The sequence below is a fragment of the Streptomyces sp. NPDC021749 genome, from assembly GCF_040640655.1.
GTDB lineage: Bacteria > Actinomycetota > Actinomycetes > Streptomycetales > Streptomycetaceae > Streptomyces.
The window spans coordinates 278766-302451 of sequence record NZ_JBFACE010000001.1 but is presented as its reverse complement, the minus strand read 5'-3'; the positions used below and the strand labels follow the sequence as shown (position 1 = coordinate 302451).

At 72.2% G+C, this 23686-nt stretch carries 19 protein-coding genes; 15 read left to right on the top strand and 4 right to left on the bottom strand.

All coding sequences use genetic code 11. The annotated features are described in order from the left end of the window. Window positions 1-410: 410 nt before the first annotated feature. The 4 genes from AB0G35_RS01340 to AB0G35_RS01325 all read right to left on the bottom strand — a co-directional run bounded on the left by AB0G35_RS01340 (window position 411) and on the right by AB0G35_RS01325 (window position 6173). Complete coding sequence (locus AB0G35_RS01340) at window positions 411-2888, bottom strand: DUF3488 and transglutaminase-like domain-containing protein (RefSeq protein ID WP_360941769.1); 2478 nt, start codon at window positions 2886-2888, stop codon at window positions 411-413. 70 nt (window positions 2889-2958) lie between these two features. After that, on the bottom strand, window positions 2959-4350 hold the full coding sequence (locus AB0G35_RS01335; protein ID WP_360941766.1) for a DUF58 domain-containing protein: 1392 nt from the start codon (window positions 4348-4350) through the stop codon (window positions 2959-2961). After that, complete coding sequence (locus AB0G35_RS01330; protein ID WP_360941763.1) at window positions 4350-5369, bottom strand: MoxR family ATPase; 1020 nt, start codon at window positions 5367-5369, stop codon at window positions 4350-4352. Before AB0G35_RS01330 ends, AB0G35_RS01335 begins: the two co-directional genes overlap by 1 nt. A gap of 243 nt (window positions 5370-5612) precedes the next feature. Next, window positions 5613-6173 carry a carbonic anhydrase gene (locus tag AB0G35_RS01325; RefSeq protein ID WP_360941760.1) on the bottom strand — a complete coding sequence of 187 codons (561 nt, stop codon included), beginning with the start codon at window positions 6171-6173 and terminating at the stop codon, window positions 5613-5615. Window positions 6174-6599: 426 nt separating this feature from the next. On the opposite strand from AB0G35_RS01325, the gene rsmH reads away from it, so the two are divergent. From rsmH to AB0G35_RS01250, 15 genes are all read left to right on the top strand, one after another. Continuing rightward, a complete protein-coding gene (gene rsmH / locus AB0G35_RS01320) occupies window positions 6600-7601 on the top strand; it encodes a 16S rRNA (cytosine(1402)-N(4))-methyltransferase RsmH (RefSeq protein ID WP_360941757.1) in 1002 nt (333 codons plus the stop codon). Beyond that, window positions 7598-8254, top strand: coding sequence for a septum formation initiator family protein (locus AB0G35_RS01315; RefSeq protein WP_360941754.1), 657 nt, complete (start codon window positions 7598-7600; stop codon window positions 8252-8254). The genes rsmH and AB0G35_RS01315 overlap by 4 nt, the downstream gene beginning before the upstream one ends. 7 nt (window positions 8255-8261) lie before the next feature. Next, on the top strand, window positions 8262-10253 hold the full coding sequence (locus AB0G35_RS01310) for a penicillin-binding protein 2 (RefSeq protein WP_360941751.1): 1992 nt from the start codon (window positions 8262-8264) through the stop codon (window positions 10251-10253). Between the two features lie 18 nt (window positions 10254-10271). Further along, complete coding sequence (locus AB0G35_RS01305; protein WP_360941748.1) at window positions 10272-12005, top strand: UDP-N-acetylmuramoyl-L-alanyl-D-glutamate--2,6-diaminopimelate ligase; 1734 nt, start codon at window positions 10272-10274, stop codon at window positions 12003-12005. A gap of 62 nt (window positions 12006-12067) precedes the next feature. Beyond that, window positions 12068-13519 (top strand): UDP-N-acetylmuramoyl-tripeptide--D-alanyl-D-alanine ligase, encoded by a 1452-nt coding sequence (gene murF, locus AB0G35_RS01300; protein WP_360941745.1) that lies wholly within the window; start codon window positions 12068-12070, stop codon window positions 13517-13519. Between the two features lie 5 nt (window positions 13520-13524). Then, a complete protein-coding gene (gene mraY, locus AB0G35_RS01295) occupies window positions 13525-14589 on the top strand; it encodes a phospho-N-acetylmuramoyl-pentapeptide-transferase (RefSeq protein ID WP_360942079.1) in 1065 nt (354 codons plus the stop codon). 41 nt (window positions 14590-14630) lie between these two features. Next, window positions 14631-16052, top strand: a complete 1422-nt coding sequence (gene murD, locus AB0G35_RS01290) for a UDP-N-acetylmuramoyl-L-alanine--D-glutamate ligase (RefSeq protein WP_360942076.1) — start codon at window positions 14631-14633, stop codon at window positions 16050-16052. A 286-nt stretch (window positions 16053-16338) separates the two neighbouring features. Beyond that, window positions 16339-17607, top strand: coding sequence for a putative lipid II flippase FtsW (gene ftsW / locus AB0G35_RS01285; RefSeq protein WP_360941742.1), 1269 nt, complete (start codon window positions 16339-16341; stop codon window positions 17605-17607). Between the two features lie 6 nt (window positions 17608-17613). Then, window positions 17614-18705 carry an undecaprenyldiphospho-muramoylpentapeptide beta-N-acetylglucosaminyltransferase gene (gene murG / locus AB0G35_RS01280; protein WP_360941739.1) on the top strand — a complete coding sequence of 364 codons (1092 nt, stop codon included), beginning with the start codon at window positions 17614-17616 and terminating at the stop codon, window positions 18703-18705. 22 nt (window positions 18706-18727) lie between these two features. Then, window positions 18728-19543, top strand: a complete 816-nt coding sequence (locus AB0G35_RS01275; protein WP_360941736.1) for an FtsQ-type POTRA domain-containing protein — start codon at window positions 18728-18730, stop codon at window positions 19541-19543. Window positions 19544-19826: 283 nt separating this feature from the next. After that, window positions 19827-21080 carry a cell division protein FtsZ gene (ftsZ, locus tag AB0G35_RS01270; protein WP_360941733.1) on the top strand — a complete coding sequence of 418 codons (1254 nt, stop codon included), beginning with the start codon at window positions 19827-19829 and terminating at the stop codon, window positions 21078-21080. A 14-nt stretch (window positions 21081-21094) separates the two neighbouring features. Then, a complete protein-coding gene (gene pgeF / locus AB0G35_RS01265; RefSeq protein ID WP_360941730.1) occupies window positions 21095-21841 on the top strand; it encodes a peptidoglycan editing factor PgeF in 747 nt (248 codons plus the stop codon). Beyond that, entirely contained in the window at window positions 21838-22560 is a 723-nt protein-coding gene (locus AB0G35_RS01260; RefSeq protein WP_360941727.1) for a YggS family pyridoxal phosphate-dependent enzyme, read from the top strand. The genes pgeF and AB0G35_RS01260 overlap by 4 nt, the downstream gene beginning before the upstream one ends. A gap of 122 nt (window positions 22561-22682) precedes the next feature. Beyond that, the gene (gene sepF, locus AB0G35_RS01255) at window positions 22683-23303 is read left to right on the top strand and encodes a cell division protein SepF (RefSeq protein ID WP_360941724.1); all 621 of its coding nucleotides are present in this window, start codon (window positions 22683-22685) and stop codon (window positions 23301-23303) included. 66 nt (window positions 23304-23369) lie between these two features. After that, a complete protein-coding gene (locus tag AB0G35_RS01250) occupies window positions 23370-23663 on the top strand; it encodes a YggT family protein (RefSeq protein WP_360941721.1) in 294 nt (97 codons plus the stop codon). The last annotated feature ends 23 nt before the right edge of the window (window positions 23664-23686 follow it).

The window sequence follows — 23686 nt, the reverse complement described above, 5'->3', positions numbered from 1 at the left end:
CCCGGCAGGTTCTGCTGCCAGCAGGTTCTGCCACCAGAACGTTCCGCCACCAGACGTTCTGCCGCCAGCACGTTCTTCGTTCTTCCGCCGGCGTTCTTCCCCCTACGTTCTTCCACCGGCTGCGCCGTCGTGCCGGCCGCTACGGCCCTGCCGGACGGCACGACGGCCTTGCAGGGCCTCACGACGGCAATTGCAGGGCAGGACCTCACCACGGTCTTGCAAGGCAGGGCCTCACGGCGTTCTTGCCGGGCGTCGCGGGTTGCCGGATGCCAAATGCCGGCTACCGGGTGCCGCGGGCCTTGCCGGGGCGTCGCGGCCGGTCGGACGAGGCGGGCCTGCCGGGCACACCCAGGGGCCCCACCCCCTGCCCCCCAACCCCCTGCCTCTTGGGCCCTACGCCCTACGCCGCCCTACGCCCGCTGCCGCCCCCGGCGCAGCGCGGCCGTCGTACGCCGCAGTGCGGTCGCCGGGCGGCTCGTGCGGCAGCGGAGGCGTAGGGATGCCCAGCGGGCCGCGGCGGCCCGGCGGAGGCGGGCGGCGGAGCGGGGGGCGAACAGGGCCCGCAGCCGCAGCCCGCGGGTCGCACCGGCCCGCAACCCGGCCAGCACCCGCTGGACGTCGTCGGTCAGTCCGGCCACCGGGCGCGGGTGCGGGGCGTACAGGATCTGCTCGACCGCCTCGGCGATCCGGCGTGCAGCGGCGGCCGGCTCCGGTTGCAATTCCCCGACGCGAATGATCCGGGCGGCCGCCCGGCGCGGGGTCAGCGACTCGTCCGGGACGATCCCCAAGTCCCAGGCGGTGTCCAGCAGCTCCTGCCAGGCGGCGAGTGCGGCCGCCGCGCCACCCCCGCCCGCGTGCGTCGTGCCGCCCCCGCCCGCGTCCGGCCCGCCGTGCCCGCCCGGGACGCCGAGGGCCAGCCGCCGGGCGCGCAGGCGTATCCGCCACAGCAACGGGACCAGGGGCAGCAGCAGGACGAGCAGTGCGACCAGCCCGAGCGCGGCCACCGCCCAGGGGGACGGGCCGCCGTTGGACGGGCGGGCGCCGGACTGCGCGGGCAACGTCAGACATACCGTTCCGCTGCCGGCCGGGTGCTCGCCCGGTTCGCACGAGGGGGTCGCCGACGGGCCCTTCCTGGGCGGCGCGGGCCGGGCCGGCGCCGGGTCCGGGCGGCCCGGCTCGGTGGTGTCCGAGGTGTCGGGATAGGCGTAGTCCGGGATGCTGCCGCGGCTCGGCGTGGGCTCGAAACGGGTCCAGCCGATGCCCTGGAAGTAGAGCTCGGGCCAGGCGTGCGCGTCCTTGAGGCTGACCGACGTCGTGCCGTCGGGCTGCTTCGTCCCCGGGGTGAAGCCGACCGCGACCCGGGCCGGGATGCCCAGCGTGCGGGCCATCGCCGCCATCGAGAACGAGAAGTGGACGCAGAAGCCCTCCTTCTGCCGCAGGAACCGGGCTATCGCCTCCGTGCCGCTGCCCGCCCGGACCTCGGTGTTGTACGTGAAGCCGCCGTAGAGCGCGAACCAGTCCTGGAGCTTGACGGCCTTGGCGTAGGCGGTCGAGGCGCCCCGGGTGACATCGCGGGCGGTGGACCGGACGACCGGGGGCAGGGAGGCGGGGACCTTGGTGTACTCGCGCAGCAGCTCACCGGGCGGTGCGGGGGCGCCGGCCAGCTGCTGTGAGGTGGGCCGCACCTGGAGGCTCTCGACCTGGTACTGCAGATCGCGGGTGTTCTGGCCGCGGTCGCCGACCAGCGTGCGGCCCTTCGGCTCGAAGCGCCAGCGGCCGGAGATGTCCACGCGGGACGCGGGGTAGGGGAGCGGCAGCCAGTTCTGCGCGTACCACCCGGCGGTCGAGATGGAGGTGTTGATCCGCTCGCGGCCGACCGCAGTACTGAGGCCGGGCGGTTCCGGCAGCCGTTCGGGCACGTCCGTGACGGTGCGCTCGGAAGGCTTCCACGTCGTGCCGTCGAACTGGTCCAGGGCGACGATCCGCAGATACAGATCGCGCGTATCGGCAGCGGTGGTGCGGTAGTTGAGGACCTCCCGGTCCTCGGGCTGGTTGAGGCTGTCCTGGAGCGACACCAGCGGGTTGACCGCGGAGATCGTGCCGCCCCCGCCGCCGCGGCCCGGGCCGCCGCCGGTGGGGACGAGCAGCCCGTCACCGAGGGAGGGCAGCGCGGCGGGCACCACGACGGCGATGCCCAGGACCAGGGCGCCGATCCGGCGGCCCGTACGGACCGGTGCGGTGGCCGGGCCGCCGGCGCCGGAGGCCGGTCCGCCGCCCGGCCGGCCCGGATCCGCGGCGCCGAAGACCCGGCCCCACTGGGAGAGCCGGTCGCGGCCCTCGGCCAGCAGGAGCAGCAGATAGCCCGCCGCGGCGATCAGGAACCACAGCCAGCCCGCCCCGCCCCGGGCCAGTCCCGCCGCGACGGAGTAGAGCGCGAGCAGCGGCAGGCCGGCGGGCGCGGCACTGCGGTACGTCACCGCCAGGGCGTCCACGATCAGGCCGATCAGCAGCACCCCGGCCACCAGCAGCAGCCGGATGCCCGGGGTGACCGGGGCGGGGATGGCGTACCGGCCGACGTCCTGGACACCGTGGCGCAGCAGCCGACCGAACTCCGCGGCCGCGTCCGGGCCCGGCAGCAGCCCGAGCACCGCGTCGGCCGGCACGAAGAGCACGGTCAGCAGCAGGACCAGGGTCAGCAGCTGGGCGGCGATGGTCAGCGGTCCGGCGAGCGGGACCCGGCGGGCCAGCGCGCCCACCCCGGTCATGATCGCCAGCAGGATCGCCGCCTGGAAGATCCAGCCGATCGGATCCACCAGCGGCAGCAGTGCGCAGGCGGCACACAGAGTGGCCACCGCGGCACACAGCGCGAGTCGCGTCCGGCCGCTCATCCGTCCGCCTCCCCTCGCCCGCTGCCGTCCCCGTACGCGTCGTGGTCCCGCACCGGCCGCACGCTCCCGTTCATGGCCGTCCCCCCGTCACCGTCTCCGCGGCGCCGTCGCCCGGCCCCGGCTCCAGGTAGTCCGGCGCCGTCCCGGCCTGGTCGGCGGCCGCCCGCCACAGATCGGCGAGCGCGTCCCCCGGCGTCACCGGCAGCGCCGTCCAGCCCGCCCGCCGCAGCAGCCGCAGCCGCTCGGCGAGCGGCACCTGGCCGGTGCTGAACCGGATGCCGCCCGGACCACGGGTCCAGGCGTCGCCGTCCAGGACGAACGCGATCGCCGTACCGCAGCGCCGGCGCATCTGCCCGGCGATCGCCGCCTGTTCGGCGTCCAGGTCGCCGAGGAAGGCGATCAGCAGTCCTTCGCCGCCGCCGCGCAGCACCTCGTACGCCGCCGACAGCCCCTCCTCCTCGGAGTGCTCCACCACGGCGAGGGTGTCCAGCATCAGGCCGGCGGTGTCGGCGGAGCCGGCGCCCCCCGGGAAGCCGCCGGTGCCGTCCGGGCCCGGTACCGAGCTGCCGGTGTCGGTCAGCAGGCGGACCGCGAAACCGCGCTCCAGCAGGTGCACCGCCGTCGAGGCGGCGGCCGACACCGCCCATTCGAAGGCCGAGTCCGGTCCGCCTCCGGGGTGGGCGAGGTCGCGGGTGTCCAGCAGGACCGTGCAGTGCGCCTTCTGCGGCTGCTCCTCCCTGCGGACCATCAGCTCGCCGTGGCGCGCCGTGGACCGCCAGTGGATCCGGCGCAGGTCGTCGCCGTGGCGGTAGCCGCGCGGGATGACGTCGTCCTCGCCGGCCAGGGCCGGCGAGCGCTGGTGACCGTCGCCGTACCCGGCGGCCTCGCCGGCCAGCCGGACGGCCGGCAGCGGCTCGACCCGCGGCACCACCGTCAGGGTGTCGAAGGTCTGGAAGGAGCGGGTCAGCTCGCACATCCCGAACGGGTCGGACAGCCGCAGCTGCAGCGGCCCGAGCGGATAGCGGCCGCGCAGGTCCGAGCGGACCCGGTAGGTGACCTCCCGGCGGCCGCCGGCCTCGACCCGGTCCAGGACGAAGCGCGGCCGCGGCCCCAGCACATACGGCACCCGGTCCTGCAGCATCAGCACACCGGTCGGCAGCCGGGAGACGTTCTCCATCAGCAGCCGGACCCGGGACTCGACGCCGGCCGGTACCCGGGCGGGCGAGAGCGCACGGCTGCCCGCGACGCGGTAGCGCGTGCGGTGCAGGACCAGGACGCACACCAGCGGCAGCGCGGCGAGCAGCAACCCGACCCGCAGCAGGTCCGGCTGCCCCAGCAGGTACGAGCACGCCGCGGCGGCCACCCCGGCGGCCAGGAACGACCGGCCGCGCGTCGTCATCCCCCCGAGGGCCGCCCGCAGCCCGCCCCGCTCCGGCGTCCGCTCGCTCCCCCCTCCGCTCATCACAACCCCCGGACCCCGGGCGGCTGCCGGCCGTGCGTCCGCCACGGCTGGGCGGACGGCTCGGGAACCGGGACGCGCTGGAGGATCTCCGCCACGATCTGCTCGGCCGATCTGCGGCTCAACTGCGCCTGGGCGGTGGGCAGCAGACGGTGCGCCAGCACCGCCCCCGCCAGCGCCTGGACGTCGTCCGGCAGGGCGTACTCCCGCCCCGCGAGGGCCGCGGCGGCCTTGGCGGCGCGCACCAGGTGCAGCGTCGCCCGCGGCGAGGCGCCGAGCCGCAGCTCGGGGTGGTGGCGGGTGGCGGACACCAGGTCGACGGCGTACCGCCGGACGGCCTCGGCGACGTGGACCTCGCGGACCGTGTCGATCAGCTTGACGATCTCGTGGGCGTGCGCCACCGGCTGGAGGTCGTCGAGCGGGGAGGCACCGCCGTGCACGTCGAGCATCTGCAGCTCGGCGGCCGGGCTGGGGTAGCCGATCGACACCCGGGCCATGAAGCGGTCGCGCTGGGCCTCGGGCAGCGGGTAGGTGCCCTCCATCTCGACCGGGTTCTGGGTGGCGACGACCATGAAGGGGCTGGGGAGTTCGTAGGTCTGCCCGTCCATCGTGACCTGGCGCTCCTCCATGGACTCCAGGAGCGCGGACTGGGTCTTGGGGGAGGCGCGGTTGATCTCGTCGCCGATGACGATCTGCGAGAAGATCGCGCCGGGCTTGAACTCGAAGTCGCGCTGCTGCTGGTCGAAGATGCTGACGCCGGTGATGTCGGAGGGCAGCAGATCGGGCGTGAACTGGATGCGCCGCACCGAGCAGTCGATGGAGCGGGCGAGCGCCTTGGCCAGCATCGTCTTGCCGACGCCGGGCACGTCCTCGATGAGCAGATGGCCCTCGGCCAGGAGCACGGTCAGCGCGAGCCGTACGACCTCCGGCTTGCCTTCGATCACGCCTTCCACCGACCGGTGAACCCGCTCCGCGGTGGTGGTCAGATCGGTGAGGCTCGCTCGTTCGTCATACGTCGTCACTCGGCCCTCCTCGGCCCTGTGCCACGGGCCGACACCCCCTCGTGCGGAACCGGCCCACCCCAAAAATGCGCGCCGGGTCCGGCCTGTGCCGGCACGACGTCACCTACGCATTCTTGCTGCCCGCGCGCTCCGGCGTCATGACCTGTGGACAACTCACACACCCGCGCCCCGGCGTTCCGGGCGAACCCGTCGTTTTCGGCACGGGCCGGCCCGGAAAACCGGGCCGGCCCGCACTCGGGAGGGTCAGTCCTCGGGGTCGATCTCCCGCAGCAGACCCGTCTTGACGTCGAAGACGAAGCCGCGGACGTCGTCGGTGTGCGGCAGGAAGGGCGAGGTGCGCACCCGCTGCATGGACTGCCGGACGTCCTCGTCGAGGTCCTTGAACGCCTCGACGGCCCACGTCGGGCGCTGGCCGACCTCGGCCGCGAGCTCGTGGCGGAAGTCCTCGGTCAGATTGAGCAGACCGCATCCGGTGTGGTGGATGAGGACGACGGAGCGGGTGCCGAGCGCCCGCTGGCTGATGGTCAGGGAGCGGATGATGTCGTCCGTGACCACACCGCCGGCGTTGCGGATGGTGTGGCAGTCGCCGAGCTCCAGGCCGAGCGCGGCGTGCAGGTCGAGACGGGCGTCCATGCAGGCCACCACGGCGACCTTGAGGACGGGCCGGGCGTCCATGCCCGGATCGGTGAAGGCGGCGGCGTAGCGCTGGTTGGCCGCGACCAGGCGGTCGGTGACCGTGCCGCCGGAACGCGCGGAGGAACTGTCGAGGGACGGGGACGACGGCTGCGAGGCAGGTATGGGCATGCATTCACGGTAATAGTTACCGGCCGTTCCGGCTCCGTAGGAGGCCGGGCATAGGGGGCAACATCACCCCTTGTGAGGTAATCCACAGCTCCCTTCGGGCTGCCGCCACACGGGTGACAAGCCCGTCGGAACGGCCCCGGCGAAGCCGTCGCAGGACGCGCGGAACCAGTTGATTGACCGGGGCAGCCGGTGGACTAAAGTGGCGCGAAGTGGGAGGCGTGACGCTCTCCTTGGATACCGAATTCCTCGCGTGCGCGCATCGTACGTACGGCTCGGCCTCCTCCCGCTCCCATGGACTTCCGACGGCACTTCCCCGTCGCCGGAGGGCCACTTCCCCTTCAGAGCGGGCGGGGACCAAGCGGTACGTGCGGCATCCCCCAGCCAGCGGCCGGGGACCCACCTGCCGCCCACCCCATCGGAAGGCGCATGAGTAATACCCGCCACGTACCCGTCATGCTCCAGCGGTGTCTGGACATGCTCGCCCCTGCGCTCGCCGAGCCCGGTGCGGTCGTCGTCGACTGCACCCTCGGCCTCGGAGGGCACAGCGAGGCGCTGCTCACGGCCTTCCCGGCGGTCCGGCTGATCGCCCTCGACCGCGACCCGGCCGCCCTGAAGCTCGCCGGCGAACGGCTCGCCCCCTACGGCGACCGCGCCACCCTGGTGCACGCCGTCTACGACGAGCTCCCCGAGGTGCTCGACCGGCTCGGCGTCCCCCGGGTCCAGGGCGTGCTCTTCGACCTCGGCGTCTCCTCCATGCAGCTCGACGAGGCCGACCGCGGCTTCGCGTACGCCCAGGACGCTCCGCTGGACATGCGGATGGACCAGACGACCGGCATCAGCGCGGCGGAGGTCCTCAACACCTACGCGCCCGGGGAGCTGGTGCGGATCCTGCGCACCTACGGCGAGGAGAAGCAGGCCAAGCGGATCGTTTCGGCCATCGTCCGCGAGCGCGCCAAGGAGCCCTTCACGAACAGCGCGCGGCTGGTCGAGCTGATCCGGGACGCGCTTCCGCAGGCCGCCAAGCGCACCGGCGGCAACCCCGCCAAGCGCACGTTCCAGGCCCTGCGCATCGAGGTCAACGGCGAACTCGCCTGCGTGGAGCGGGCCATTCCGGCGGCCGTGGACGCGCTCGCGGTCGGCGGACGGATCGCCGTGCTCTCGTACCACTCCCTGGAGGACCGGCTGGTCAAGCAGGTCTTCGCGGCCGGCGCCACCAGCACCGCACCGCCCGGCCTGCCGGTCGTGCCGGAGCAGTACCAGCCCCGGCTGAAACTGCTCACCCGCGGTGCCGAACTCCCCACGGAGGAGGAGATCGCGGAGAACCGCCGGGCCGCCCCGGCCCGGCTGCGCGGCGCCGAGCGCATCCGCGAGAACGCCGGGACCGGCAGGAACGGCACGAGCGCCCACCACTCTGTGGGCACCCCGTGAGAGGCCAGGGGCGGCCGCGCGGCCCGCAGAAACGGCTCTCCGCGCTGTTCCCGGCCACCGCGACCGCCCCCGGCACCGCAGCGCGCACCCCTTTCGTCCTCCTCATCGTGGTCCTCCTCGGGTCCGGGCTGATCACCCTGCTGCTGCTCAACTCCGCGCTCAACCAAGGCTCGTTCGAGCTGAGCAGGCTGGAGAAGAAGACCGACGAGCTGACCGACGAACAGCAGGCGCTGCAGCAGGAGGTGGACGGCTACTCCGCGCCGGGCGCCCTGGAGCGGCGCGCCCGGCAGCTCGGGATGGTGCCCGGCGGCGCCCCGGCGTTCCTGTTGCCGGACGGCACGGTCCGCGGCAAGCCCGGCGTGGCCGGCGCCGACGGCGCGCCGCTGAGCACCTCGGCCGAGCCGTCCGCGTCCGCCCTCCTGGGCGCCACCACGGAGAAGGGGCGCGCCACCGGGTCCGCACCCCGGACCACGCCGGTCGTCGCGCCGTCCGTCCAGCCGCCGGTCCCGGCCGGCTCCGGCACGCTCGGCCCGCAGAGCACACCGGGCGCGGGCGCCACCCCGGGCCACCCGGCCCCGGCCCGAGCCGCCGCCCCTGCCGCCCGCCCCGCCGGCTCCGCGCCCGCCCCCGCCCCGACGACCACCGGCAGGTGACCGCGGTATGACCGAGCCCAGGGACCCCCGCCGGGTTCCGCGCCCTGCCCGGCGCGGCGGTCAGCCCCAGGACCGCACCGCCCGCCCGCCCGCCGCCCGGCGGCCCGGGGCGCCCCGCCCGGCCGCCCGCCGCCCCGGACCGGCCCGGCCCCGCTCCGGCCCCCCGGTGCTCCGCCTCGGCAGCCCCCGCCCCCGGCTCCGCCTGGTCTCCCTCGGGCTGACGCTGGTCATGCTGGTCTTCGTCGTACGGCTCTTCCAGGTGCAGGCCGTGGACGCCGGGGCGTTCGCCGCCCGGGCCAACGAGAACCGCTACGTACCGGTCAAGCTGGCCGCCGAGCGCGGCGCCCTCACCGATCGCAACGGCGTGGCGCTGGCCACCTCCGTGGACGCCTACGACATCACCGCCGACCCCAGCCTGCTGGCGCCCGCCAAGACCAAGATCCACGACGCCCCGCAGCGGGCTGCCGCGCTGCTCGCGCCGATCCTCCACATGGACAAGGCCGCGCTCACCGAGAAGCTCGACCGGCCCGGTTCCCGTTACGTGCTGCTCGCCCGCCAGCAGACCCCCCAGGTGTGGAAGCGGATCAAGGACCTCCGCAAGACCCTCGACGCCCGGGCGGCCGCCGCCCCCAAGAGCGCGCCCCGCCCCGACGTCCTGGTCGGGATCTTCGCCGACAAACACAGCAAGCGGGTCTACCCCAACAAGGAGCTCGCCTCCGGCGTCCTCGGCTTCGTCAACAGCGCCGGCAAGGGCGGCGGCGGACTGGAGGCCCGGCTCGACCCGCAGCTCGCCGGCAAGGACGGCAAGCTCGTCTACGCCCAGTCCGGCGGCCGCCGGGTGCCCACCGCCGACACCCAGGAACACCCCGCCGTCCCCGGCGCCGACATGGAGCTCACCCTCGACCGCGACATCCAGTGGGCGGCCCAGCAGGCCATCACCCAACAGGTGGCGAAGTCCGGGGCCGACCGCGGCTACGTCGTCGTCCAGGACACCCGCACCGGCGAGATCCTGGCCCTGGCCAACGCCCCCGCCTTCGACCCCAACGACATCGCCGAGGCGGAGCCGGAGGCGCTCGGCAACGCCGCGCTGTCCGACGCCTTCGAACCGGGGTCCACCAGCAAGCTGATGTCGATGGCCGCCGTACTGGAGGAGGGGGTCGCCACCCCGGCCACCCGGGTCACCGTCCCCAACCGGCTGCACCGCGGCGACCGGCTCTTCGCCGACGACGTCGACCACGAGACCTGGCACCTCACGCTCAACGGCGTCCTCGCCAAGTCCAGCAACATCGGCACCATCCTCGCGGCCGGCCAGCTCGGCCGGAGCCAGCCCGAGGCCAACCGCGTCCTCTACTCCTACCTGCGCAAATTCGGCATCGGCCGGCCGACCGGGCTGAACTTCCCGGGCGAGACCGACGGCATCCTGGCCAAGCCGCAGGACTGGAACACCTCGCAGCAGTACACGATCCCCTTCGGCCAGGGGCTGTCCCTCAACGCCGTACAGGCCGCCTCCGTCTACTCCACCATCGCCAACGGCGGCGAGCGGATCGCCCCCACCCTCGTCCGCGGCAGCACCGGGCCGGACGGCCGCTTCGTCCCGGCGCCCAAGCCCGCGAAGACCCGCGTGGTCAGCCGGAAGACGGCCCGCACCCTCGCCACCATGCTGGAGTCGGTGGTCGACGACGAGGAGGGCACCGGCGCGAAGGCGAAGATCGACGGCTACCGGGTCGGCGGCAAGACCGGCACCTCCAACCGGGTGGACCCCAAGACCGGCCGCTACCACGGCTACACCGCGTCCTTCGCCGGTTTCGCCCCCGCGGACAAACCGCGCATCACGGTCTATTGCGCGGTGCAGAATCCCACCAAGGGCAGCTACTTCGGCGGCCAGGTCTGCGGCCCGATCTACCAGCAGGTCATGGCCTTCGCGCTGAAGACCCTCCAGGTACCACCGACCGGCGCAAATCCCCCACGCCTGCCGGTCACCTTCAGGCCAGGCCAATGAAATCGAGGCAATCCCGCCGTGACGACCATCACCCCCGACGGTCTCCCCGAGCCCGCCGACCGCGCCCCCACACGGCCCTCACTTCGCCCCGAGCCCGATCGGCCCGGTACGCTCACCGCCGTGTCACATGCTGATCAGTCCCCGAACGCCCCGCACGCTCAGAAGGGTGGCCCCGGTACCTACCCGGGAGCGCCGCGCCCTGACCACGTCCGCCCCACCCCCCTGGCGGATCTCGCCGAGCAGCTGGGCACCCCGGCCCTCGCCCCCGAGTACGCAGAGGCCCACGTCACCGGCATCACGCACGACTCCCGGGCGGTCCGCCCCGGCGACGTCTACGCCGCGCTGCCCGGCGCCCGGCTGCACGGTGCCGACTTCGTCGCCCAGGCCGCCGACCTCGGCGCCACGGCGATCCTGACCGACCCGTCCGGCGCCGACCGCGCCGCCGCCACCGGCCTGCCGGTCCTCGTCGTCGACAACCCGCGCGGACGGATGGGCGCCCTGGCCGTCTCGATCTACGGCGCGCCGGGCGAGGACCTGCTCCAGATCGGCATCACCGGCACCTCGGGCAAGACCACCACCGCCTACCTCATCGAGGGCGGACTGCGGGCCGCCGCCGCGAAGCGCCCCGACGGCGGACTGACCGGCCTGATCGGCACCGTGGAGACCCGGATCGGCGACGAGCGGATCAAGTCCGAGCGCACCACCCCCGAGGCCACCGACCTGCAGGCGCTGTTCGCCGTGATGCGCGAGCGCGGCGTCCGCGCCCTCGCCATGGAGGTCTCCAGCCACGCCCTGGTCCTCGGCCGGGTCGACGGCTGCGTCTTCGACGTCGCGATCTTCAACAACCTCAGCCCGGAGCACATGGAGTTCCACTCCGGGATGGAGGACTACTTCCAGGCCAAGGCGCAGCTGTTCACCAAGGCCCGCAGCCGGGCCGGCGTGGTCAACCTCGACGACGAGTACGGCCGCCGGCTGGCCGACGGCGAGTCCGAGGTCCCGGTCACCACCTTCTCCGCCGAGGGCCACCCGGACGCCGACTGGCGCGCCTCCGACGTCGAGGTCGGCGCGCTCGGCTCCACCTTCACCGTGCACGGCCCCGACGGACAGACGCTGCGCGCCGCCTCCCCGATCGCCGGCCCGTTCAACGTCGCCAACGCGCTCGCCGCGATCACCGCGCTGGTCGTCGCCGGCATCGACCCGCAGACCGCCGCCGACGGCGTCGCCGCGGTGCCCGGCGTCCCCGGCCGCCTGGAGCGCGTCGACGCCGGCCAGCCGTACCTGGCGGTCGTCGACTACGCCCACAAGACCGACGCCGTCGAGTCGGTGCTGCGCGCGCTGCGCAAGGTCACCGACGGCAAGCTGCACGCCGTCCTCGGCTGCGGCGGCGACCGCGACCCGCACAAGCGCGCCCCCATGGGCGCCGCGGTCGCCCGCCTCGCCGACACGGCCGTTCTGACCTCCGACAACCCGCGGGGCGAGGACCCGCTCGCGATCCTCGCCACCATGCTGGCGGGCGCCGCGGAGGTGCCGATCCACGAACGCGGCACGGTCCTGGTGGAAGAAGAGCGGGCCGCCGCCATCGCCGCCGCCGTCGCCCGCGCCGAGCCCGGCGACACCGTGATCGTCGCGGGCAAGGGCCATGAGCAGGGCCAGGACATCGCCGGAGTGGTACGCCCCTTCGACGACCGCCAGGTGCTGCGCGAGGCCATCGAGGCTTCCTTGACGTCACCGCACCCGAAACACCAGGGATGACACTCCGCCATGCGCGCACAACCGATTCCCCGTCACCGACCGCCGCTCGCCGGGGGTGACCTGTGATCTCCCTGTCCCTCGCCGAGATCGCGAGCATCGTCGGCGGGCAGCAGTACGACATACCGGACGCCGACCGCCAGGTCACCGGACCGGTCGTCGCCGACTCCCGGGCGGTCCGCCCCGGCAGCCTGTTCGTGGCCTTCGCCGGGGAACGCGCCGACGGCCATGACTTCGCCCCCGGCGCCGTCGAGGCCGGCGCGGTGGCCGTACTCGCCGCCCGTCCCGTCGGCGTTCCCGCCATCGTCGTGCACGACGTCACCGCCGCGCTCGGCGCGCTCGCCCGCGCCGTCGTCGAGCGGCTGGGCACCACCGTCGTCGGCCTGACCGGCTCGGCCGGCAAGACCAGCACCAAGGACCTGATCGCCCAGCTGCTGCAGCGGCACGGCCCGACCGTCTGGCCCGAGGGCAACCTCAACAACGAGATCGGGCTGCCGCTGACCGCGCTGCGCGCCGATGAGACGACCCGTCACCTCGTGCTGGAGATGGGCGCTCGCGGCGTCGGCCACATCCGCTACCTCGCCGCGCTGACCCCGCCCCGGATCGGCGTGGTGCTCAACGTCGGCTCCGCGCACATCGGGGAGTTCGGCGGCCGCGCGCAGATCGCGGAGGCGAAGGGCGAACTCGTCGAGGCGCTGCCCGCCGCCGAGGACGGCGGTGTCGCGGTCCTCAACGCCGACGACCCGTACGTCCGCGCCATGGCGGCCCGCACCAAGGCCCGCACGGTGCTGTTCGGCGAGGCCGAGGACGCCGCCGTACGCGCCGAGAATGTCCGGCTCACGGAGCTCGGACAGCCCGCCTTCACGCTTCACACACCCTCCGGGTGCAGCGATGTGACCATGCGGCTGTACGGTGAGCACCACGTGTCGAACGCGCTCGCCGCGGCCGCCGTCGCCCATGAGTTGGGCATGCCCGTAGACGAGATCGCCACCGCGCTCTCCGAAGCCGGCACGCTCTCCCGCTGGCGCATGGAGGTCACCGAGCGCGCGGACGGCGTGACGGTCGTCAACGACGCCTACAACGCGAACCCCGAGTCCATGCGAGCGGCGCTGCGCGCGCTGGTCGCGATGGGCGCCGCCGCCAAGGCGAAGGGGGCGCGGACGTGGGCGGTGCTCGGTGAGATGGCCGAGCTCGGCGAGGAGTCACTCGCCGAACACGACGCGGTCGGGCGGCTGGTCGTCCGGCTCAACGTCAGCAAGCTCGTGGCGGTCGGCGGCAGGGAAGCGGCCTGGCTCGACATGGGCGCCAAGAACGAGGGTTCGTGGGGTGAGGAGTCGGTGCACGTGTCCGACACGCGGGCGGCGGTCGACCTGTTGCGCAGCGAGCTGCGGCCGGGAGACGTCGTGCTGGTGAAGGCGTCCAGGTCGGTGGGGCTGGAGCGGGTCGCCGCAGCGCTGCTGGATGACGCAGGGCTGTCGGGCGCCGCGGGCGCCGAGGGTGGAGCCGCAGCCCGATGAACTCGATGAAGCAGATCCTCTTCTCCGGAATGATCGGGCTCTTCCTGACGCTGATCGGCACCCCGCTGCTGATCAAACTGCTGGCCAAGAAGGGGTACGGGCAGTTCATCCGCGATGACGGCCCGCGCACCCACGGCAGCAAGAAGGGGACGCCCACCATGGGTGGCATCTCCTTCATCCTGGCGACGATCATCGCCTACGTCATCACGAAGGTGATCACCTCCAGCGACCCGACGTTCTCGGGCGTGCTGGTGCTCTTCCTCTTCGCGGGGATGGGCCTGGTCGGCTTCCTGGACGACTACATCAAGATCGTCAAGCAGCGTTCGCTGGGCCTGCGGGCCAAGGCGAAGATGGCCGGCCAGCTGATCGTCGGCATCGCCTTCGCCGTGCTCTCGCTGCAGTTCGCGGACCTGCGCGGACAGACCCCGGCCTCGGACCGGCTGTCGTTCACCCAGGACTTCGGCTGGCAGATCGGCCCGGTGCTCTTCGTCATCTGGGCGCTGTTCATGATCCTGGCGATGTCCAACGGCGTGAACCTCACCGACGGCCTCGACGGCCTGGCCACCGGCGCCTCGGTGATGGTCTTCGGCGCGTACACGTTCATCGGCATCTGGCAGCACCAGGAGTCCTGCGCCAACCAGATCACCGCCGGACCGGGCTGTTACGAGGTCCGCGACCCCCTCGACCTGGCGGTCGTGGCCTCCGCCTTGATGGGTGCCTGCTTCGGCTTCCTGTGGTGGAACACCTCACCCGCCAAGATCTTCATGGGTGACACCGGCTCGCTGGCCCTGGGCGGCGCGCTCGCCGGTCTGGCCATCTGCTCCCGCACGGAGCTGCTGCTGGCGATCCTCGGCGGTCTGTTCGTCCTGATCACCATGTCCGTGGTCATCCAGGTCGGATCCTTCCGGATGACCGGTAAGCGGGTCTTCCGGATGGCGCCACTACAGCACCACTTCGAACTCAAGGGGTGGTCCGAAGTCCTTGTGGTGGTCAGGTTCTGGATCATCCAGGGCATGTGCGTCATCGTGGGACTCGGCATCTTCTACGGCGGCTGGCAGGCAGCGAAGTGACCACGCCCGACCCGGACCGGACCCCCGAGGGGTTCGCCGGCATGCAGATCACCGTCGCCGGCCTCGGCGTGAGCGGCATCAGTGCCGCCCGCGCCCTGGCCGGCCTCGGCGCCCGCGTCACCGTCGTGGACGGCGGCGCGGGAGCCAAGCAGCAGGACACCGCGCGCGAGCTTCAGGCGGCCGGGATCGCCGTCCGCCTCGGCGACGGCGAGACCCTGCCCGAGGGCACCGAGCTGGTCGTCACCTCGCCCGGCTGGAAGCCCGACAGCCCGCTGTTCGCGGCGGCCGCGGCAGCCGGCGTGGACGTCGTCGGCGACGTGGAGATCGCCTGGCGGCTGCGCGGTCCGGACTCCGCGGACTGGCTGGCGGTCACCGGTACGAACGGCAAGACCACCACCGTCCGGATGCTCGCCGCCATCCTGGAGGCCGAGGGCCTGCACACCATGGCCGTCGGCAACATCGGCACCCCGATCGTCGACGTGGTCCTGAACCAGGGCAAGGACGGCGCCCGCCCCTACGACGTGCTCGCCGTCGAGCTCTCCAGCTACCAGCTGCACTGGGCTCCGTCGTTGCGGGCGCACTCCGCCGCGGTCCTCAACATCGCGCCCGACCACCTCGACTGGCACGGCTCGATGGAGGCGTACGCCGCCGACAAGGGCCGGATCTACGAAGGCAACCGCGTCGCCTGCGTCTACAACGTGGCCGACAAGGCGACCGAGGACCTGGTGCGCGAGGCCGACGTCGAGGAGGGCTGCCGCGCCATCGGCTTCACCCTCGGCACTCCCGGCCCCTCCGAACTCGGCGTCGTCGACGGCATCCTGGTCGACCGCGCCTTCGTCGAGAACCGGCAGAAGCAGGCCCAGGAGCTCGCCGAGATCTCCGACATCGCCCCCGGCTCCGGCCCCGCCGCCCCGCACAACGTCGCCAACGCCCTCGCCGCCGCCGCGCTGGCCCGGGCCTACGGCGTCCGCCCGGCCGCGGTCCGTGAGGGACTGCGCGCCTTCCACCCGGAGGCGCACCGCATCCAGCACATCGCGGAGATCGACGGCGTCCGCTACATCGACGACTCCAAGGCCACCAACACCCACGCCGCCGAGGCGTCCCTGGCGGCGTACGAGCACATCGTGTGGATCGCCGGCGGGCTCGCCAAGGGCGCGACCTTCGACGAGCTGGTGAAGACGGCGGCGGCCCGGCTGCGCGGGGTGGTGCTGATCGGCGCCGATCGGGCGCTGATTCGCGAAGCCCTGGCGCGACACGCCCCCGAGGTCCCGGTCGTCGACCTCGACCGGACCGACACTGGGGCGATGCCCGAGGCCGTCCGGGAAGCGACCCGTCTGGCCGAGCCCGGCGACACCGTCCTGCTGGCCCCGGCCTGTGCCTCGATGGACATGTTCGTCAATTACAACAAGCGGGGCGACGCCTTCGCCGACGCGGTCCGCGAGCTGACCGCGAGGGACCAGTAGACCGTTTCTCCCCGTGGCCGCCGGCAGCCGGCGGCGAGCTCACCTGGAGGGGACGAGGATGACGGCCCGATCGGCAGACGCAGGGCGGGCGGGCAAGAACTCCTCCGCGAGATCGGGCGGGAACTCCTCCGCGAGATCGCGCGGGAAATCCTCCGCGGGATCGGGCGGGGGAGCGTCCGCGAGATCGGGCGGAGGGCCGTCCGCGAGACCGCGCGGGGGATCATCCGTCCCGGCGCGTCCGCCTCGCCGGCCCGCCACGGCGCGTCCGGCGCGCGGCGGCCGTCCGGTGGCCGGTGGCCCCCGGCGGCTGCTGAACCGGCTGCAGCGCGCCTGGGACCGTCCGCTGACCGCGTACTACCTGATCCTGGGCGGCAGTCTGCTGATCACCGTCCTGGGCCTGGTGATGGTCTACTCGGCGTCCCAGATCAAGGCGCTGCAGTCCGGCCTCGCCCCGTCGTTCTTCTTCCGCAAACAGCTGCTCGCGGCCGTCCTCGGCGGCGGACTGCTGCTGATCGCCACCCGGATGCCGGTCCGGCTGCACCGTACGCTGGCCTATCCGCTGCTCGCGGTCTCGGTCTTCCTGATGTGCCTGGTGCAGATTCCGGGCATAGGGGTCGCGGTCAACGGCAACCAGAACTGGATCAACCTCGGCGGCCCTTTCCAGATGCAACCGAGCGAGTTCGCCAAGCTCGCACTGGTCCTGTGGGGCGCCGACCTGCTGGCCCGCAAGCACGACAAGAAGCTGCTGGTGCAGTGGAAGCACCTGCTGGTGCCGCTGATCCCGGTGGCGTTCCTGCTGCTCGGCCTGATCATGCTCGGCGGCGACATGGGCACCGCGATCATTCTCACGGCGATCCTCTTCGGGCTGCTGTGGCTGGCCGGTGCGCCGACCCGGCTGTTCGTCGGCGTGCTGGGCACCGCGATGGTGATCGGCGCGCTGCTGATCAAGACCAGCGCCAACCGGATGTCCCGGCTGGCCTGCATCGGCGCGACCGATCCTGGCCCCGGTGATCAGTGCTGGCAGGCCGTGCACGGGATCTACGCCCTGGCCTCCGGCGGATTCTTCGGTTCCGGCCTCGGCGCAAGTATGGAAAAATGGGGTGAACTCCCTGAACCGCACACCGACTTCATCTTCGCCATCACCGGGGAGGAACTGGGTCTGGCGGGGACGCTGTCGGTCCTCGCCCTCTTCGCGGCTCTAGGCTATGCGGGTATCCGCGTGGCCGGACGCACGGAGGACCCCTTCGTACGGTACGCCGCGGGAGGCGTGACCACCTGGATCACGGCCCAGGCCGTGGTCAACATCGGTGCGGTGCTCGGCCTGCTGCCGATCGCCGGTGTCCCGCTCCCGCTGTTCTCCTACGGAGGCTCCGCCCTGCTGCCGACGATGTTCGCCGTCGGGCTGCTGATCGCCTTCGCGCGTGACGAGCCCGCCGCACGGGCGGCGCTGGCCGCGCTGGCTACGCGGAAGCCGGTTTTCGGCAGGAAACCGGCTGGGGTGAGATGGAAGACGATGAGACGGCGCGTCAAGAAGCGGCCGTCCGGAGAGCGGTGAATTTCGGTGCATGTCGTACTCGCCGGTGGGGGGACCGCCGGCCACATCGAGCCCGCGCTCGCCCTCGCGGACGCACTGCGGAGGCAGGACCCCACCGTGGGGATCACGGCACTGGGTACGGAGAAGGGCCTGGAGACCCGGCTCGTCCCGGAGCGCGGCTATGAGCTGGGTCTCATCCCGGCCGTACCGCTGCCGCGCAAGCCCACCCCCGAACTGATCACCGTCCCCGGGCGGCTGCGCGGCACGATCAAGGCCGCCGAGCAGATCCTGGAGCGCACCAAGGCCGACTGCGTGGTCGGCTTCGGCGGCTACGTGGCGCTGCCCGGCTATCTGGCCGCCAAGCGGCTCGGGGTGCCGATCATCGTCCACGAGGCCAACGCCCGCCCCGGCCTGGCCAACAAGATCGGTTCGCGGTACGCCCACTTCGTCGCCGTCAGCACCCCCGACAGCAAGCTGCGCAACGCCCGCTACGTCGGCATCCCGCTGCGCCGCACCATCGCCACCCTCGACCGGGCCGCGGTCCGCCCCGAGGCGCGGGCCGCGTTCGGTCTCGACCCGAACCTGCCGACCCTGCTGGTGTCCGGCGGCTCGCAGGGTGCCCGCCGGCTGAACGAGGTCATCCAGGCCGCCGTGCCGGCCCTCCAGCGCGCCGGCATCCAGGTGCTCCATGCGGTCGGTCCGAAGAACGAATTGCCGCATGCGGACAACATGCCCGGGATGCCACCCTATGTCCCGGTACCGTACGTGGACCGGATGGATCTCGCGTACGCCGCGGCGGACATGATGCTCTGCCGCGCGGGCGCGATGACCGTCGCCGAGCTGTCCGCCGTCGGGCTGCCGGCCGCGTTCGTCCCGCTGCCCATCGGCAACGGCGAGCAGCGGCTGAACGCCCAGCCGCTGGTCAACGCCGGCGGGGGCCTGCTGGTCGACGACGCCCAGCTGACCCCGGACTGGGTGCAGGGCAACGTGCTCCCGGTCCTGGCCGATCCGCACCGGCTGTACGAGATGTCCCGCGCGGCCTCCGAGTTCGGCCGCCGGGACGCCGACGAGCTGCTGGTCGGCATGGTGTACGAGGCGATCGAGCAGCACCGCAAGTAGCGCACGAGAGAAGGCAGGGAGCGTGGCCGGACCGACAACCGCCCGGCGAGGCGAGAAGAAGTCACCGTCCGGCCCGCCCTCCTCCGCGGAGGTGTGCGGGCGAAGACTCCGCTGGGTGCGCCTGCCCCGTCGCGCGCCGGGCCGCCGCGGTCTGATCATCACCCTGGTTCTCGCGGTGCTGCTCGGCGCGTTCGGCGTCTGGGCGCTCTACGCCTCCGACTGGCTGCGGCTGGGGCGCGTCCGGGCCACCGGCACCGACGTCCTGACCCCGCGTGAGGTCGTCGCGGCGGCGCACGCCCCGATGAACGCCCCGCTGATCTCGGTGGACACCGACGCCCTCGCACACCGGCTGCGGGCCCGGCTGCCGCGCATCAAGAGCGTTGACGTGGAACGGTCCTGGCCGCACACCATCAGTCTCAAAGTGACGGAAAGAACCCCGGAACTGCTGATGCAAACGGGCGGAAAGTTTGCCGAAGTGGACGTCGAGGGCGTCCGGTTCGCCACCGTCAGCACCGCGCCCAAGGGTGTCCCCCTTCTGGAAATGTCCGTTTCCGACTCTCCGAGTGCGCACCGGTTCGGTATCGACCGGTTGCGGCGCGCCGCAGTCGAGGTCACTCAGGATCTGCCCCCAGTCGTACGCAAAGACGTACGCAAGGTCCGAGTACGGTCATACGACGCCATCAGCGTCGAACTGGCCGGCGGACGCACGGTCGCCTGGGGCAGCCGCGAACAGGGCGCCGAAAAGGCGAAGGTGCTGGTCGCGCTGCTGAAAGCGGCCGGTGCCGCCCGGCACTTCGACGTCTCGGTCCCCAGCGCCCCTGCGGTGTCGGGGAGTTGACGTACCAAGTCGCAGGCCAGCACCCTGGATGGCTACGACTATGGGTGATCACATAGGGTGAAAAGAAAAACGGGAGGTTCGGCGTGTTCGTTGAACGGGCGCGCCTTGTCGACTTAGTGTCTCGTTCCAAAGGGACTATGGAACCAAGGAACACAGGCACAGATAACCCTAAACTTCAACGTTAGGGTTCGGGTCGGCGATACGGACCGTCCCATCGGCATCAGTCGGCGTCCACACGCAAAGTGCGGCGACGACACGTAACTCGAGGCGAGAGGCCTTCGACGTGGCAGCACCGCAGAACTACCTCGCAGTCATCAAGGTCGTCGGCATCGGCGGCGGTGGCGTGAACGCCATCAACCGGATGATCGAGGTCGGGCTCAAGGGCGTCGAGTTCATCGCGATCAATACCGATGCGCAGGCGCTGCTGATGAGCGACGCCGACGTCAAGCTCGACGTCGGCCGCGAAATGACCCGCGGCCTCGGCGCCGGCGCCAACCCGGACGTGGGGCGCAAGGCGGCCGAGGACCACCGCGAAGAGATCGAGGAGGTCCTCAAGGGGGCCGACATGGTCTTCGTGACCGCGGGCGAGGGCGGCGGCACCGGCACCGGCGGCGCCCCCGTGGTCGCCAACATCGCCCGCTCGCTGGGCGCCCTGACGATCGGTGTGGTCACCCGGCCGTTCACCTTCGAGGGCCGCCGTCGCGCCAACCAGGCCGAGGACGGCATCGCCCAGCTGCGCGAAGAGGTCGACACCCTCATCGTGATCCCCAACGACCGGCTGCTGTCCATCTCGGACCGCCAGGTGAGCGTGCTCGACGCGTTCAAGTCCGCGGACCAGGTGCTGCTGTCGGGTGTCCAGGGCATCACCGACCTGATCACCACGCCCGGCCTGATCAACCTCGACTTCGCCGACGTCAAGTCCGTGATGTCGGAGGCCGGCTCGGCCCTGATGGGCATCGGCTCGGCGCGCGGCGACGACCGCGCGGTGGCCGCCGCGGAGATGGCGATCTCCTCGCCGCTCCTGGAGGCGTCCATCGACGGCGCCCGCGGTGTGCTGCTGTCCATCTCCGGCGGCTCCGACCTCGGTCTGTTCGAGATCAACGAGGCCGCCCAGCTGGTCAGCGAGGCCGCCCACCCGGAGGCCAACATCATCTTCGGCGCGGTCATCGACGACGCGCTGGGCGACGAGGTCCGGGTCACCGTCATCGCCGCGGGCTTCGACGGCGGCCAGCCGCCGGCCCGCCGCGATGCGCAGGCCGCCCTGTCGTCCCCGAAGCGCGAGGAGCCGGCCCCGGCCACCAGCCGTCCGGCCGCCCCGCCGGAGCCCCGCACCCCGTCGTCCTTCGGCGGCCTGGGTTCCGTCCCCGTACGGGACGCGGGTGCCCCCGCGGAGCGTGGTGAGCCGGCCGCCGAGCCGTCGTCCACGCTGGGCGAGGTCGCACCCACCCCGTCGAGCGGGCCGCAGGTTCCCCCGGCCCGTCCGTCGTACTCCGACAGCGCGGCCGAGGAACTCGACGTTCCCGACTTCCTGAAGTGACGTAAAGCACCGAAGTGATAGGGCAACAGCACCACGAAAGCGGCGCGCACTTCGCCTTCACCGACAGGTGGGGCGGGGTGAGCGCCGCTCCGTATGAGCAGCTCAACCTGGGGGGCGCGGTCGGCGACGACCCGCAGGCCGTCCGCACCAACCGCGCCCGCGCGGCCGGCGCACTCGGTCTCGACCCGGCCGCGGTGGTCTGGATGAACCAGGTCCACGGCCGGGACGTGGCGGTGGTCGACGGACCCTGGCGCGACGCCGACGTGCCGTGCGTGGACGCGGTGGTGACCGCCCGCCGGGGCCTCGCGCTCGCCGTCCTGACCGCCGACTGCACCCCGGTACTGCTCGCCGATCCGGTCGCGGGCGTCACCGGGGCGGCACACGCCGGCCGGCCGGGCCTGGTCGCCGGCGTCGTACCGGCGGCCGTCGAGGCGATGGCCGAGCTGGGCGCGGAGCCGGCCCGGATCCTCGCGTACACCGGACCGGCGATCTGCGGGCGCTGTTACGAGGTGCCCGCACAGATGCGGTCCGACGTCGCGGCGGTGGTCCCCGAGGCGTTCGCGACGACCGGCTGGGGCACGCCGGCGGTGGACGTCGCCGCCGGCGTACGGGCCCAACTCGCCGCGGCGGGCGTGCCGGTGGGTGACGATGCCCACATCTCGGCCGTCTGCACGCGGGAGTCCGCGGATCATTTCTCCTATCGGCGCGACCGCACGACCGGGCGGCTCGCGAGTTACGTGTGGCTGGACGGCGAGCTGTGACGGACGACCGTAGAACGGAACTGGCGACCAACCTGGCGCGGGTGGAGGATCGTATCTCCGCCGCCTGCGCCAAGGCCGGCAGGGCGCGGGACGAGGTGACGATGATCGTCGTCACCAAGACCTACCCCGCGAGCGACGTCCGGCTGCTGGCGGAACTGGGTGTGCGTCAGGTCGCGGAGAACCGTGACCAGGAGGCGGCACCCAAGGCCGCCGAATGTGCTGATTTGCCGCTTACTTGGCACTTCGTCGGCCAGTTGCAGACCAACAAGGTGCGGTCTGTGGCGAGTTATGCCGGAATTGTGCAGTCGGTCGATCGTGCACGACTGGTCACCGCGCTCTCCAAGGAGGCGGTCCGTGCGGGCCGCGAGCTGGGGTGCCTGGTCCAGGTGGCGCTTGACGCCGAGTCGGGTCGGCAGGGTGACCGGGGCGGTGTGGCGCCGGACGGTGTCCCGGCCCTGGCGGAGGCGATCGCCGGGGCCGAAGGGCTGCGCCTGGACGGCCTGATGACGGTCGCGCCGCTGGCCGGCCCGTATGCCGGACGCCAACTGGCCGCATTCGAACGACTCATGGAAATCTCAACCGACCTGCGCGCCACCCATCCTGCTGCCAACATGGTGTCAGCAGGCATGAGCGCGGACCTTGAGGACGCCGTGGCGGCCGGAGCGACACATGTGCGCGTCGGTACCGCGGTACTCGGAGTCCGACCACGGCTCGGGTAACGTCGCCAAGCAAGTCGGACCACAGCACAAAATATGGTCATTTCCGCAGGAAGCGGGGAGGCCGCGTGGATCCAAGGCCCTGGTGACGGAGCCGATCCACCACAGAGCGGAGGACGCAGAGAATGGCCGGCGCGATGCGCAAGATGGCGGTCTACCTCGGCCTCGTGGAGGACGATGGGTACGACGGCCGGGGGTTCGACCCCGACGACGAGTTCGAGCCCGAGCTCGAACCGGAACCCGACCGTGGGCGGCGGCAACAGCACCAAGTGCAGGCCGAAACACGCCCGGAACGGGACGAACCCGTCCGTGCCGTGACGCCTCCGGCGCAACGCGAACCCGCCCCGCTCGCCCCGGAAAACGGACGACCCGCGCGAATCGCCCCAGTGTCATCCATCACACCCGACCGTCCGAATCTGGAGAAGAACGCACCGGTGATCATGCCCAAGGTTGTGTCCGAGCGGGAGCCCTACCGCATCACCACGCTGCACCCCCGGACCTACAACGAAGCCCGTACCATCGGGGAACACTTCCGCGAGGGCACTCCGGTGATCATGAATCTCACGGAGATGGACGACACCGATGCGAAGCGACTTGTCGACTTTGCGGCCGGTTTGGTGTTTGGTCTTCACGGCAGCATCGAGCGGGTGACGCAGAAGGTGTTCCTGTTGTCGCCTGCTAACGTCGATGTCACGGCGGAGGACAAGGCCCGTATCGCAGAGGGCGGGTTCTTCAACCAGAGCTGAGACGCAACACCGGGCACACCAAGGCCGTAGGGCCGACACAGGAGCAAGGGGAGAGGGACGCGCGAGATGAGTGTCGCTGGTCAGGTGATCTATATCGCGCTGTACTGCTTCCTGATCGTGTTGATCTTCCGGCTGGTGATGGACTACGTGTTCCAGTTCGCCCGTTCATGGCAACCCGGCAAGGCGATGGTGGTCGTTCTGGAGGCCGCCTACACTGTCACTGATCCGCCACTCAAGCTTCTGCGGCGGGTAATCCCGCCGCTGCGTCTCGGGGGCGTGGCGCTCGACCTGTCCTTCTTCGTATTGATGATCATCGTCTACATCCTGATCACCGTCGTGAGGTCGGTGTTGTTGGTGTGAACGATACGGTCTTGCCGATTGCC

What these genes read in the sequence shown, in the direction of transcription:
- AB0G35_RS01310 (WP_360941751.1), top strand. Translation starts at nt 8,262, where the DNA reads ATGACCGAGCCCAGGGACCCCCGCCGGGTTCCGCGCCCTGCCCGGCGC.
- AB0G35_RS01340 (WP_360941769.1), bottom strand. Translation starts at nt 2,888, where the DNA reads ATGAGCGGCCGGACGCGACTCGCGCTGTGTGCCGCGGTGGCCACTCTG.
- AB0G35_RS01335 (WP_360941766.1), bottom strand. Translation starts at nt 4,350, where the DNA reads ATGAGCGGAGGGGGGAGCGAGCGGACGCCGGAGCGGGGCGGGCTGCGG.
- murD (WP_360942076.1), top strand. Translation starts at nt 14,631, where the DNA reads ATGCAGATCACCGTCGCCGGCCTCGGCGTGAGCGGCATCAGTGCCGCC.
- sepF (WP_360941724.1), top strand. Translation starts at nt 22,683, where the DNA reads ATGGCCGGCGCGATGCGCAAGATGGCGGTCTACCTCGGCCTCGTGGAG.
- AB0G35_RS01325 (WP_360941760.1), bottom strand. Translation starts at nt 6,173, where the DNA reads ATGCCCATACCTGCCTCGCAGCCGTCGTCCCCGTCCCTCGACAGTTCC.
- AB0G35_RS01250 (WP_360941721.1), top strand. Translation starts at nt 23,370, where the DNA reads ATGAGTGTCGCTGGTCAGGTGATCTATATCGCGCTGTACTGCTTCCTG.
- rsmH (WP_360941757.1), top strand. Translation starts at nt 6,600, where the DNA reads ATGAGTAATACCCGCCACGTACCCGTCATGCTCCAGCGGTGTCTGGAC.
- mraY (WP_360942079.1), top strand. Translation starts at nt 13,525, where the DNA reads ATGAAGCAGATCCTCTTCTCCGGAATGATCGGGCTCTTCCTGACGCTG.